Origin of the sequence: Kineococcus lubricus, from assembly GCF_050871965.1 — a bacterium.
GTDB lineage: Bacteria > Actinomycetota > Actinomycetes > Actinomycetales > Kineococcaceae > Kineococcus.
In genome coordinates, this window is sequence record NZ_JBJLSK010000003.1 from 177,722 (window position 1) to 190,199 (window position 12,478).

12 protein-coding genes are annotated in these 12,478 nt (G+C 78.2%); 1 reads left to right on the top strand and 11 read right to left on the bottom strand.

Annotated elements, in window-relative coordinates; translation table 11 throughout:
• Positions 1–217: 217 nt before the first annotated feature.
• The 4 genes from ACRYRX_RS03485 to ACRYRX_RS03500 all read right to left on the bottom strand — a co-directional run bounded on the left by ACRYRX_RS03485 (position 218) and on the right by ACRYRX_RS03500 (position 5,018).
• The gene (locus ACRYRX_RS03485) at positions 218–1,726 is read right to left on the bottom strand and encodes a DUF7059 domain-containing protein (RefSeq protein ID WP_432510413.1); all 1,509 of its coding nucleotides are present in this window, start codon (positions 1,724–1,726) and stop codon (positions 218–220) included.
• 19 nt (positions 1,727–1,745) lie between these two features.
• The gene (locus tag ACRYRX_RS03490) at positions 1,746–4,085 is read right to left on the bottom strand and encodes a sodium-translocating pyrophosphatase (protein ID WP_432510414.1); all 2,340 of its coding nucleotides are present in this window, start codon (positions 4,083–4,085) and stop codon (positions 1,746–1,748) included.
• 102 nt (positions 4,086–4,187) lie between these two features.
• Positions 4,188–4,616 (bottom strand): ATP-binding protein, encoded by a 429-nt coding sequence (locus ACRYRX_RS03495; RefSeq protein ID WP_432510415.1) that lies wholly within the window; start codon positions 4,614–4,616, stop codon positions 4,188–4,190.
• Positions 4,617–4,649: 33 nt separating this feature from the next.
• Entirely contained in the window at positions 4,650–5,018 is a 369-nt protein-coding gene (locus ACRYRX_RS03500; RefSeq protein ID WP_432510416.1) for an STAS domain-containing protein, read from the bottom strand.
• Between the two features lie 197 nt (positions 5,019–5,215).
• On the opposite strand from ACRYRX_RS03500, the gene ACRYRX_RS03505 reads away from it, so the two are divergent.
• Positions 5,216–7,618: a DEAD/DEAH box helicase gene (locus tag ACRYRX_RS03505; RefSeq protein ID WP_432510417.1), complete on the top strand. Its 2,403-nt coding sequence runs from the start codon at positions 5,216–5,218 to the stop codon at positions 7,616–7,618.
• On the opposite strand, the gene ACRYRX_RS03510 is transcribed toward ACRYRX_RS03505, so the two are convergent.
• From ACRYRX_RS03510 to ssd, 7 genes are all read right to left on the bottom strand, one after another.
• A complete protein-coding gene (locus tag ACRYRX_RS03510) occupies positions 7,555–7,995 on the bottom strand; it encodes an Rv3654c family TadE-like protein (protein ID WP_432510418.1) in 441 nt (146 codons plus the stop codon). The genes ACRYRX_RS03505 and ACRYRX_RS03510 overlap by 64 nt on opposite strands.
• Positions 7,992–8,312: a TadE family type IV pilus minor pilin gene (locus ACRYRX_RS03515; protein ID WP_432510419.1), complete on the bottom strand. Its 321-nt coding sequence runs from the start codon at positions 8,310–8,312 to the stop codon at positions 7,992–7,994. The genes ACRYRX_RS03510 and ACRYRX_RS03515 overlap by 4 nt, the downstream gene beginning before the upstream one ends.
• A 29-nt stretch (positions 8,313–8,341) precedes the next feature.
• Positions 8,342–8,557, bottom strand: a complete 216-nt coding sequence (locus ACRYRX_RS03520) for a DUF4244 domain-containing protein (RefSeq protein ID WP_432510420.1) — start codon at positions 8,555–8,557, stop codon at positions 8,342–8,344.
• Positions 8,558–8,692: 135 nt separating this feature from the next.
• Positions 8,693–9,268, bottom strand: a complete 576-nt coding sequence (locus ACRYRX_RS03525) for a type II secretion system F family protein (protein WP_432510421.1) — start codon at positions 9,266–9,268, stop codon at positions 8,693–8,695.
• On the bottom strand, positions 9,265–9,885 hold the full coding sequence (locus ACRYRX_RS03530) for a hypothetical protein (protein ID WP_432510422.1): 621 nt from the start codon (positions 9,883–9,885) through the stop codon (positions 9,265–9,267). Before ACRYRX_RS03530 ends, ACRYRX_RS03525 begins: the two co-directional genes overlap by 4 nt.
• Positions 9,882–11,087 carry a TadA family conjugal transfer-associated ATPase gene (locus tag ACRYRX_RS03535; RefSeq protein ID WP_432510423.1) on the bottom strand — a complete coding sequence of 402 codons (1,206 nt, stop codon included), beginning with the start codon at positions 11,085–11,087 and terminating at the stop codon, positions 9,882–9,884. Before ACRYRX_RS03535 ends, ACRYRX_RS03530 begins: the two co-directional genes overlap by 4 nt.
• The gene (gene ssd / locus ACRYRX_RS03540) at positions 11,084–12,229 is read right to left on the bottom strand and encodes a septum site-determining protein Ssd (protein WP_432510424.1); all 1,146 of its coding nucleotides are present in this window, start codon (positions 12,227–12,229) and stop codon (positions 11,084–11,086) included. Before ssd ends, ACRYRX_RS03535 begins: the two co-directional genes overlap by 4 nt.
• Positions 12,230–12,478 lie beyond the last annotated feature (249 nt).

The following is a 12,478-nucleotide window of genomic DNA, read 5'->3' on the forward strand; positions in this document are numbered from 1 at the left end:
CACCTTCGGATCGTTGCCCCGGGCGCCGGTTCCCACCCCTGGGCCGGCACGCCCTGCCGAGCACTCTCGCACGCCGCGTCGGCACCGTGTGCACCCACGCTGCGCCGGTCCGTGCTCCGGGCGTGCCCCGCCAATGTGCCACGGCACCGCCCGCGGGACGCAACCCGCGGTCGTCGGGGCCTCCCGGAGCCGCGGGGGGTTCGGCCCGTGGACGCGGTCAGGGCAGGCGCAGGAACCCGTCCGCCACCAGCGACCGCACCCGCGGGTACAGCCGCTGCCGCACCTCGCCCACGGCCTCCTCCCCCAGCACCGCGAGCCCGGCGGTGATCTGCCCGACGGTCAGCTCCCCGTCGCAGGCCCCCACGAGCCCGGCGAGGTCGCCGTCGACCTGCGCGACGCGGCGCAGGCCGCCGCCCTGGCGCAGCAGCACGATCCGCGGGTCCGGGTCGCCGGGGGTGTGGAAGCGCTCGTCGGTGACGTCGGGCGCGACCGTCAGCCGCAGGTCCCCGAGGTCCTCCACCAGCGCCAGCCGGTCGTGGGCGGCCAGCCCGGCCGCGAACACCTCCCCCAGCGGGTCCGACAGGGCCGCGAGGTTCTCCTCGAACCGGCGCAGCGGGGCGCCGTCGCGGGCCGGTCGGCGCAGCGTGACGACGCCGAAGCCGACGCCGTCCACGCCCCGCGCGGCGAAGTCGTCGAGCCAGGCGGCGTACAGCTCGTCGAAGCGCGGGCCCGGCTTCTGCCCGCCGTCGCGGATCCACGTCTCGGCGTACAGGGCCGGGTCGGCGACCTCGCGCTGGACGACCCACGCGTCCAGCCCGGTGCCCTCCAGCCAGCCCTCCACCCGCTGCGACCAGGTCTGCCCCTCGTGCAGCTCCCAGTTCGCCAGCAGCTGCGCCACGCCGCCCGGTTCCAGCACCGACGGCAGCGACCCGATGAGCTGCGCCACCAGCGAGTCGCCGGCCATCCCGCCGTCGCGGTACTCGTAGGTGGGGACCGCGCCGGTGCGGGGGGTGATGACGAACGGCGGGTTCGACACGACCAGGCCGAACCGCTCCCCCGGCTCCACGGGCTCCAGCAGCGACCCGTGGCGCAGGTCCAGCGCCACCTCGTTGAGGGCGGCGTTGACGGCCGCGAGGTCCAGCGCCCGCTCGGAGGTGTCCGTGGCCGTGACCCGCCGCGCGTGCCGCGCGGCGTGCAGGGCCTGGACGCCGCAGCCGGTCCCGACGTCCAGGACCCGGTCGACGGGGGTGCGGACCGTCGCCGAGGCCAGCGTCAGCGAGGCGCCCCCGACGCCGAGGACGTGGTCGGGGCGCAGGACGTCCCCGGTCGCGACCTCCCCGAGGTCGCTGACCAGCCACCACTGCACCGGCTCACCGGCGTCGTCGGCGGCGTAGGGCCGCAGGTCCACCAGGGGCCGCACCTCGTCCTGCGGCGCCGCCCCCGCCGCCGCGACCAGGCCGAGCGCGGCGGCCCCCGCCGTCCCGGTGCGGGGCAGCGCGGCGTCCAGCTCACCGCGGGTCACGGTGCGTCCCAGGGTGCCCAGCCGCAGCAGGACGGCACCCGGCTCGCGGGAACCGGCCGTCGCCCGCAGCGCCGGCAGCGGCTGCTCGCGGTCCAGCGCGGCCGAGGCGACGTCCCCGACGAGCCGGGCGACCCCGTCGACGGTGTAGTCCGCGGCGCGCAGGTCCGCGCGCAGCCCGGCCAGGAGTTCTCGGGGGTCGCTCACGCGGCCCGAGTCTGCCAGCTCAGCGCAGCCGGTCCGCGCCCTCCTCGGCCGTCAGGTCCAGCGCCGCGGCCCCCGTCGGCGCCGACATGTCCACCCGCCGCACCTTGCTGACGACGACCGCGCCGACGATGATCGCCGTCGCGACCACCGCGATGCCGTACCGGGCCACCGGGTTCGCGTCGGCCCCGATGGACAGCGTCACCACCGCGGGCGCCACGAGCAGCGCCACCAGGTTCATGACCTTGATGAGCGGGTTGATCGCCGGGCCGGCGGTGTCCTTGAACGGGTCGCCGATCGTGTCGCCGATGACCGTGGCCTCGTGCGCCGCCGACCCCTTCCCGCCGTGCAGGCCGTCCTCGACGAGCTTCTTCGCGTTGTCCCACGACCCGCCGGAGTTCGCCAGGAACACCGCCATGAGGACCCCCGCGGCGATCGCGCCGCCGAGGAAGCCCGCCAGCGGGGCGACCCCCAGGCCGAACCCGACGGCGATCGGCGCGAACGCCGCCAGCAGCCCCGGGGTGGCCAGTTCGCGCAGCGCGTCGCGGGTGCACAGGTCCACGACCCGGCCGTGGTCCGGCTCCTCGGTGCCGTCCATGATCCCGGGGTGGTCGGCGAACTGCCGCCGCACCTCCAGCACGACGGCCCCCGCCGAGCGGCCCACCGCGTTGATCGCGAGCCCGGCGAACAGGAACACCACCGCGGCCCCCAGCAGCACCCCCACCAGCGTCGTCGGCGTCGAGACGCTGAAGTCGCCGATGGTGCGCTGCAGGTACTGCGAGGGGGCCTCGATGCCGACGGCCGCCTCGTTGATGCGCTGCACCACCGCACCCTGGTACGACCCGAACAGCGCCGTCGCCGCCAGCACGGCCGTCGCGATCGCGATGCCCTTGGTGACGGCCTTCGTGGTGTTCCCGACCGCGTCCAGCTCGGTGAGGACCGCGGCGCCCTCGCCGTCGACGTCGCCGCTCATCTCGGCGATCCCCTGCGCGTTGTCGCTGACCGGGCCGAACGTGTCCATCGCGACGATGACGCCGACCGTGGTGAGCAGCCCGCACCCGGCGAGCGCCACCAGGAACATCGCCAGCGCCAGGACGCCCCCGGCGAGCAGGAACGCCAGGAACACCGCGCCGCCGATGACGAGCGTCGTGTAGACGGCCGACTCCAGGCCCAGGCCGATCCCGGACAGCACGACGGTCGCGGCACCGGTCACCGAGGACCCGGCGACGTCGCGGGTGGGCCCGGACTCGGTCCCGGTGTAGTGGCCGGTGAGGAACAGGATGAGGACGGCGAGCAGGATCCCGAGGAACACGGCCGCGAACGCGATGAGCCGCGGGTCGCCGTTGAGGGTGGCGACGGTCGCGTCGGCACCGGCGAAACCCGCGAACGTCGAGGGCAGGAACGCGTAGCACGCGATCCCGGTGCCGACGAGGGCGACGACCGCGGACAGGTAGAACCCGTTCTGGATGGACGTCAGGCCGCTCACGCCGGGCCGGGCGCGGACCAGCACGACGCCGAGGGCGGCGGTGATCGCGCCGATCGCGGGGATCAGCAGCGGCAGGACCAGGCCGTCCTCGCCGATGGCGGCGCTGCCGAGGATGACGGCCGCGACGATGGTCACCGCGTAGGACTCGAACAGGTCCGCGGCCATCCCGGCGCAGTCGCCGACGTTGTCGCCGACGTTGTCGGCGATGGTGGCGGGGTTGCGGGGGTCGTCCTCGGGGATGCCCTGCTCGATCTTGCCGACGAGGTCGGCCCCGACGTCGGCGGCCTTGGTGAAGATGCCGCCGCCGACGCGCATGAACATCGCCAGCAGCGCGGCGCCGAACCCGAAGCCCTCCAGGACGGTGGGGGCGTCGTCGCCGTAGGCCAGGACGGCGATCGCCGCGCCCAGCAGCCCCAGGCCCACGGTGGTCATGCCGACGACCCCGCCGGTGCGGAACGCGATCCGCATGCCGTCCTCGCGCCCGCCGTCGGGCCGCCGGGCGGCGGCCGCCACGCGCACGTTCGCGCGGACGGCCAGCGACATCCCGAGGTAGCCGATGGCGGCGGAGAACGCGGCGCCGACGAGGAACGCGACGCTGCGGGCGGCCCGCAGGTCCCAGCCGTCGGCGGGCAGGGCCAGCAGCAGGAGCAGGACGGCGACGGCGAACCAGACCAGGGTGCGGAACTGCCGGCGCAGGTAGGCGGCCGCGCCGCGCTGGACGGAACCGGCGATGGCCTGCATGCGCTCGGTGCCCTCACCGGCGGCCAGCACCTGTCGCCGGAAGACGAACGCGGCGGCGAGCGCGAGGACGGCGACGACCGCGACGGCGATCGTGATGCCCTGGGCGGAACTGGAGAGACTCTCGGGTACGGGCACGCGTCCTCCTCGACGAGTGATGACCTCGTTCCGCAGCGTAGGACAGCACCCCCGGGAGTGCCACGCGTCGCGATCACTCCCCCGCCGGCCGGCGGCGGAGGATCAGAAGGCGCGCGCCTGCGCCGCCTCGGCCTGGAGCCGCCACGAGAGCGTGACCCCGCCGGACTGGCTGGACGGAGCGCTGGAGTCGGCCATCCCGGCCATGAGGGCCAGGGACAGCGGGTCGGCCGTGACCAGCGGGCCGGGGCCGTCCGGCAGCGGTTCGCCGTCGGCCGAGCACTGCACGACGGTCACGTCGAGACGTTCCTCGTCGTCGCACAACTTCATGTCGACCAGGCCCACGGCCGGGCCGGTTGGGGTCCGCAGCGCCCCGCCGGCGACGGCGCGCGCGCACGCCTCACCGATGGCGATGCGGATCTCGTCGAGCTGGTCCTCCCCGAACCCGGCCCGGCGCGCCACCGAGACGGCCACGAGACGCGCGGTGCGCACGTGCTCGGCCAGCGGTGAGAACCGCAGGGTGACGGTGGGCACGGGTGTGGGTCCTGACTCTGGGGAGCGGGCGGGTCAGGAGGAGGCGTTCGCCTCGTCGGCCGACGCGGACGCCGCGATGGCGTCGGCGACGGTGTCGTGGATCGGGAACACCTTGGTGAGGCCGGTGATGCGGAAGACCTTGAGGATCTTCTCCCGCTGGCACACCAGGTGCAGGGAACCGTCGTGGGAGCGGACGCGCTTGAGACCGCCCACCAGCACACCGAGCCCGGTGGAGTCGAGGAACTCGACGCCCTCCATGTCCACGACGAGGTGGTGGTGGCCGGCGCCCACGAGTTCGTTGAGCCGCTCACGCAGGGTGGGTGCGGTGTACACGTCGATCTCGCCGGACACCTCGACGACGGTCCGGCCGCTCTCCTCGCGGCTGGTCACCGACAGGTCCACTAGGACCCCTCCTCGCTGCTGGTCGGCTGCGCGCTGTCGCGTGCAGGTGCGTGCAGAGTCTGCTTGCGAGGACGCTGCCGCGCCCTCCCTGGCATCTAACCATCGCGCTGCGTGATCGGCTTGTCCAACCCCGGCGATCCGCCCCCGGGCGGTGGTGGCGCGACGGGCGGCAGCGGGACGGGGGGAGACTGTGCGGCGTGAGCTCGGACAGGCCCGGCCCCCCCGGCCCGCCCCGGTGGCAGCGGCTGCTGGACGCCGGCCGCCGCGGCGACCGCGTCCGGCACGTCGAGCAGCTGCCCGCGCGGCCGGGGGCGCGCGAACCGTGGCCCGCGTGGGCCGACCCCGCCGTCGTCGCCGCCCTCGAGCGCGGCACCGGCGGCCTGCCGTGGCGGCACCAGGTGCTGGCCGCCGAGGCCGTCCACGCGGGGCGCTCCACGGTCCTGTCCGCCGGGACGGCCTCGGGCAAGTCGCTGGCCTACCAGCTGCCGGTGCTGACGGAGCTGCGCGCGAGCGCGCTCGCCAGCCCCAACGGCAAGGGCGCCACGGCGCTGTACCTGTCCCCCACCAAGGCGCTGGCCGCCGACCAGGACTCCCGGCTGCGCGCCCTGGGGCTGGACGCCCCGGTCACCAGCACGTACGACGGCGACACCCCGCCGGAGGTGCGGCGCTGGATCCGCGAGCACGCGGCGCTGGTGCTGACGAACGTGGACATGCTGCACCGGTCGGTGCTGCCCGGGCACGAGCACTGGGCCAGCTTCCTGCGCCGCCTGCGCTTCGTCGTGGTCGACGAGCTGCACACGTACCGGGGGGTGTTCGGCTCGCACGCCGCGGCGGTGCTGCGCCGGTTGCGCCGGCTGGCCGCCCGCTACGGCGCCGACCCCGTCGTCGTGCTGGCCTCGGCGACGGTGGCCGACCCGGCCACCACGGCCCGCCGGCTGACGGGCCTGGACGTCCACGCCGTCACCGACGACTCCTCGGCGCGCCCGGCGGTCTCGGTGGCGCTGTGGGAGCCGCCCACCCGCCCCGCGACCGGCGCGGGCGGGCCGGCGGCGAGGACCGAGCGCCGGACCGCGACGGCCGAGGCGGCGGACCTGCTGGGCGACCTGGTGCTGGAGGGGGTGCGGACGCTGGCGTTCGTCCGCAGCCGCACGGGGGCCGAGTCCGTGGCCGCGGGGGCGCGGCGGCGGCTGTCCGACGTCGACCCCGACCTCGCCGGCCGGGTGCTGGCCTACCGCGGCGGGTACCTGCCCGAGGACCGGCGGGCCCTGGAGGAGGGGCTGCGGTCGGGGCGCGTGGTGGGCATGGCGACGACGAACGCCCTGGAGCTGGGCGTCGACGTCGCCGGGCTGGACGCCGTGCTCGTCGCGGGCTGGCCCGGGACCCGCGCCTCGTTCTGGCAGCAGATCGGCCGCGCCGGCCGGCGCGGGGCCCCGGCGCTGGGGGTGTTCGTGGCGCGCGACGACCCGCTGGACACCTACCTCGTGCACCACCCCGAGGCGTTGTTCGGCGCCGGGGTGGAGGCCACCGTCCTGGACCCCGACAACGTCTACGTCCTGGCCCCGCACCTGGCCGCCGCTGCTCAGGAACTGCCGCTCACCGAGGCGGACCTGGAACTGTTCGGGCCCGTCGCGGCCGACGTCGTGGAACTCCTCGTGCAGCGGAAGATGCTGCGCCGCAGGCCGAACGGCTGGTACTGGACGCGCCGGGACCGCGCGGTCGACCTCACCGACCTGCGCGGCGCCGGTGGCAGCGTCCGGGTCGTGGAGGACGTCACCGGACGCATCCTGGGGACCGTCCAGGCCGGGTCGGCCGACGCGTCGGTGCACGAGGGCGCGGTGCACGTCCACCAGGGCCGCACCTACCTGGTCGACCGGCTGGACCTGGAGGAGTCCGTGGCCGTCGTGCACCGCGAACCGGACCCGGGGTACACGACGCACGCCCGCTCGGCATCCGACGTGCGGGTCCTGGCCGTCGACCGGACCCGCACCACCGGGCCGGTCGCGGTGGGCTCGGGCGTCGTGGAGGTGACGAGCCGCGTCACGGGTTTCCTGCGGCGCACCGTCGGCACCGGGACGGTCCTGGGCGAGCAGCCCCTGGACCTGCCCGAGCGCCGGCTGCGGACCCGCGCGGTGTGGTGGACCGTCGACCCGGGCGTCGCCGAGGCCGTCCTGGGCGACGCGACCCGGCTGCCCGGGGCGCTGCACGCCGCCGAGCACGCCTCGATCGGGATGCTGCCGCTGCTGGCGACGTGCGACCGCTGGGACCTCGGCGGCCTGTCCACGGCCCTGCACCCCGACACGGGGCTGCCCACGGTGTTCGTCCACGACGCCGTGCCCGGCGGGGCCGGGTTCGCCGACCGCGCCCACGAGCGGTTCGCGGACTGGGTCGGCGCGACGCGGGACGCCGTGCGGGCCTGCGCCTGCGAGGACGGCTGCCCGGCGTGCGTGCAGTCGCCCAAGTGCGGCAACGGGAACGAGCCCCTGGACAAGGCCGGGGCGCTGGCGCTGCTCGACGTGCTCGTCGCGGCGGTGCGCGCTCACCCCGGGCCCTCCCGGGCCCCTGCGCCCCCGGCGCCCCCCGCGTCCCCGGTCGTGGCCTGACCGGCGCGCGCCGAGGCCCGGGCGCGGCCCAGGGCACCGGCGAGCCCGGCGGGCCGGACCGCGGCCGTGACGGTGACCGACCCGTCGGCACCGACCGCGCACGCCACGACCGCGGCCCCGTGCGCGGCGACGACACCGCCCGCCCGCCCGCACGCGTCGCCGGCGGCGCGCCCGGCGACGACGTCGGCGCCCGCGAGCGCGGCGAGGTCGGCGGCAGCCTCGGCGCGGTGGCGGGCGACGACGGCGGACGCGACGGCGAGGACGAGGAGCAGGGCCGTCAGGACGGCGGCGCACACCCCGACGGCCAGGACGGTGCCGCTGCCCCCGTCGCCGCCCCCGTCGTCGCCCCCGTCGCCGCCGGCGTCCCGGGCGGTCACGCCCCCTCCACGGCGGCCGTCGCGGTGCCGCGGGCGAGGACGGCGCCGCCGAGGGGCCCGGCGAGCCGCTGCGGGGAGCTCACGACGACCCGCACGGTGGCGCCGGTGGTCTCGACCCGGACGTCCGCCCCGGTGGGGGCCGCGGCGAGCGCGGTGCCCCGGACCACGTCCGCCGGTTCCCCGCGCGCGGCGGCGCGGGCCGCGGCGCGGGCCGCGTCGACGCACTGCACCTGCGTCACCACGACCCGGACCGCGCCGAGCGCGAGGGCGAGCAGGACCAGGACGGCGGGCAGCAGGACGGCGAACTCGGACGTCACCGAACCCCGGTCGCCCGGTCCGCGGCGGCTCACCCGAGGGTGAGGGCCTGGCGGACGACGCCGAGCAGCATCCCCCGCACCTCGTCGCTGCGCAGGACGGCGATGAGCAGCGCCGCGAAACCGCAGGCGGCCAGCGTCGCCATGGCGTACTCGGCGGTGGCCATCCCGGCGTCCGGTCCCGGTCCCTCCTGGGGTTCCCGGTCGCCCCGGGGGTCCTGGTCCTCGTCGGCGAACTGCTCGTGCACGGTTCCTCCTCGCGGTGGTGGTACCGGGAACGCCCGGTGCGCAACCACTCTCGGCCGCGGGCGGGTTTCCCGGGGGGCTCACCGGCGGCGGTGTGGACAACCCCGGGACCGGGAGCCGGTGTGGGGACCGCGGCGTCACGACAGGACCTCCCGGGCCAGGCCGAGGACGACGGGGACGACCCCGAGGAGGAGGAACGCGGGCAGCGTGCACAACCCCAGGGGCAGGACGAGGGTGGCCGACAGGCGGGCCGCGGCGGCCTCGGCCTCCCACCGGCGCCGGGCGCGACGCGCACCGGCCGCCGAGCTCAGCAGGGACGCGGCCGGGGCCCCGGTGCGCGCCGACAGCAGCAGGGGCTCGGCGAGGTCGTCCCACGGGCCCGTCCCGAGCGCGTCCGCGAACTCCTGCGGGTCCTGCCCCCAGGACAGCCGCACCGCGGCCCGGTCCAGCTCCGGGACGCGCGCGTACCCCTCCCGCGCCAGCGCCTCCAGCGCGGCGGTCAGGGCGCGCCCCGGCGGCAGCCCGGCGCCGACGGCGGCCGCCACGAGGTCGCAGAGCAGGGCGGCGTCGGCCTGCGGCGGGGGCGGTCCGCTGCGCCGGGGACGCCGGACCCACGGGGGCAGCCGCGGCGGGCCACCGTCCCCGCCGCCGTCACCGCGGACGAGGACGGCGGCGGCCAGCAGCACCGCCACGCACGGCGCGGCGGCCGTCACCGCACGGCCCGGCCGGCGGCGGTGACCAGCCGGCTGCTCCACCGGTGCCCGGCCACGAGGAGCACGACGCCCACCGCGGCGCAGACCCGGCCCGCCGTCGACCCGGTCAGGGTCTGCCACGGCGGGGCGCCCAGGGCCGCGCCGAGGACGAGGCCGAGCAGGGGCAGGGCCGAGACGGTGCGGGCGCTGACGCGCGCCCCCGCCAGCGCGGTGCGCAGGGCGGCGCGGGCGGCGGCGTCGGCCCGCAGCCCGGCCGCGCAGGCCTCCAGGGCCTCGGCGGCGGGAGCGCCGGTGTCGGCGACGAGCCGCCGCACGGCCCGCACGGCAGGAGGAACCCCGTCCCCCGCGTGGTCCCCCGCGTGGTCCCCCGCGTGCTCCCAGGCGGTCGCCGGGGGCACCCCGGCACGCAGCAGCGCCGCGGCGCGCTCGGCGACGCGCGCCCCCACCAGGTCGTCGGGGCCGGCCGGGGCGGGCCGCCGCCGCGCGGGCCGCGCCGACGGCCAGGACCTCGACCTCGACGTCGCGGCCCACGGCCGGTGCGGCGTCCCGCGCACGGGGGCGGTGCCGGTCAGCCCCGCCGCCAGGAGCAGACCGGCGACCAGCAGCGGGGCGTTCACGGGGCGTCCGGCGCGTCCACCGGCACGCCCAGGCGCACCTGGAGCCGGTCGCGGCCGGGGCCGGCCCGCAGGCGGCCGTCCGGGTCCACCAGCAGCGCCGGCAGCACCACGGCCCGTCCGCGCTCCCCGGCGACGACCCCCACCTCGGCGACCTCCCGCCCGCGCCCGCGACGGCGGACGTGGACGACGACGTCGACCCCGGCGAGCAGCTGCGCGTCCACGACGGCCGCCTCGACGCCGGCGGTCGCGGCGAGCGCGTGCAGCCGCACGGGCACGTCGGCGGCCGCGTTCGCGTGCACGGTCCCGGCGCCCCCGGCGTGACCGGTGTTCAGCGCGGCCAACAGGTCCCGGACCTCCGCGCCGCGGCACTCGCCCACGACGAGCCGGTCGGGACGCATGCGCAGCGCCTGCCGGACGAGGTCGTCGAGGCCGACGGCCCCGCGGCCCTCGACGTTGCCGTGCCGGGCCTCGAGCCGGACGACGTGCGGGTGGTCGGGCCGCAGCTCCCCGGAGTCCTCCACGACCACGACGCGCTCGGTGCCGGGGACCAGCCCGAGCATCGCCTGCAGCAGCGTCGTCTTGCCGCTGCCGGTCCCGCCGCTGACCAGGAACGACAGCCGCCGCGCGACGACGGCGCGCAGCACCGCCCCCACCGCGGCGGGGACGGCCCCGGACCGCTCCAGCTCCTCGAGGCCGAAGCGGCGCACGGCCGGCACCCGCAGGCTCAGGTGGGTGCCGTCGGGGGCCAGCGGCGGCAGCACGGCGTGCAACCGGGTCCCGTCGCCCAGTCGGGCGTCGACGAACGGGCTGGCCTCGTCCAGGCGGCGGCCGGCGGTGGCGGCCAGCCGGACCGCGAGGGCGCGGACCTCCTCCTCCCCGGCCAGGGCGAGGTCGGCCCGCCGCAGCCCGCGACCGTCGTCGACCCAGACCTCCCCGCCGCCGTTGACCAGCACGTCGGTCGTCCCGGGCGCGCGCAGCAGCGGCTGCAGGCGGCCCGCGCCGGCCACGGCGGCCCCGACGGCGTCCAGCAGCCGCAGCAGGTCCGCGGCCCCCAGCACGACGCCCTCGGCCCGCGCGGCGGCGGCGACCGCACCGGGCCCGGGGTCGGCGCCGTCGCGGGCGAGGCGGTCCCGGACCCGTTCGACGTCGCGGGCGAAGTCGCGGGCGGAGTTTCGCGCGGAGTCGTCGTCGGCCGTCCTCACGCGCCGGCCGCCCAGTCGCGGGCGCAGGCCATCGCGAACGCCCGCAGACCGCTGCGCCGGCCCCCGGGGACGCCCTCGCCGAGCTCGAGCGCCGCGTCGAGGTCCCGGTCGGGCCGCACGACCCCGGCCAGCGCCGCCCCGGCCGCGTCGGCGACGTCGTCCGGGTCGGCCCCGGCGCCGACGTCGCGCACGACGAGGCGCACCTCGCCCACCCCCGCCGCCCGCAGCTCGTCGAGGACCACGCAGGCGGCCGCGGCCCCGCGGGTGGTGCCCGGGGTCACCACGAGCAGCTCGGCGCAGGCGCCGAGCACCGGGGCGAAGCCGTCCAGGCCGCCGCGGGGCAGGTCCACCACCGTCGCCGGGAACGCGCGCCGCGCGGCGTCCACGACGGTCCACACCTGCGCCGGGTCCGGGCCGCCGCCGCCGTCGCGGTCGCAGGGCAGGACGTGCAGCCCGCCGCCGACGTCCACGGCCGAGCGCAGCACCTGGGGCGCCAGCCGGCCCTGCACGCCCGCCAGGTCGGCCCAGCGCAGGCCCGGCAGGGCGTCGCCGCCGACGAGCAGGTCCAGCCCGCCCGAGCGCGGGTCGCCGTCGACGAGCAGGCACCCGCCGACGGTGTCGGCCAGCGCCCGGGCCAGGGCCGCGGCCAGGACGCTGGCCCCCGCGCCCCCCGTCCCGCCCACGACGCCGAGCACGGGGCCGCGCCCGCCGACGCCGTCGGCCACGTCGGACAGGCGCTCCAGCAGCCAGTCCTGGGCCTCGGGCAGGACGACGGCGTGGTCGGGGTCGAGGGCGGCGGCCTCCTGCCACCAGCCGCCGGGCAGCGGGGCGTGGCCCACGACGACGGCCGGGGTCCCGCCGGCGCGGGCGCGGGACAGGGCGGCGGGGTCGGCGTCGACCCCCGCGACGACCAGGGCGACGGCCGGGGCCCCCTCGTCGGGGTCGTCGTCGGCGGGGTCCACAGCGGGGTCCACAGCGGGGTCACCGTCGCGTCGCAGCGGGCACCCGGCCGCGGCCGCCAGCCTGCTGACCGCGGCGGTGAGCTCGGGGTCGTCGGTGAGCAGCCGCACGGTCCCGGGGCGGCTGAGGGGGGTGGTCGCCGGGCGTCGGCGGGAGGTGCGGAGCGGGGGGCGGACGGGCACGGTGGCCTCCTCGGCGGTGGTCGGGGGGACCACCGTGCGGGAGGCGGTGCGACCGCCGGCGCCGCCGGTCGCGTCCTGTGGACGGCGAGAACGGGGAGGGGGCCTGTGGGGACCGCGGCGTCGCGCGGTCCGGCCCGCGCGGATCCGCGGGAGAAAGGAGACGGCCCCCGCTGGGGGGGAGCGGGGGCCGTCGACGGTCCGGCTCGGGGGGGATGAGCCGGGCCCGCGTGTAGCCCACAGGGCGTACTG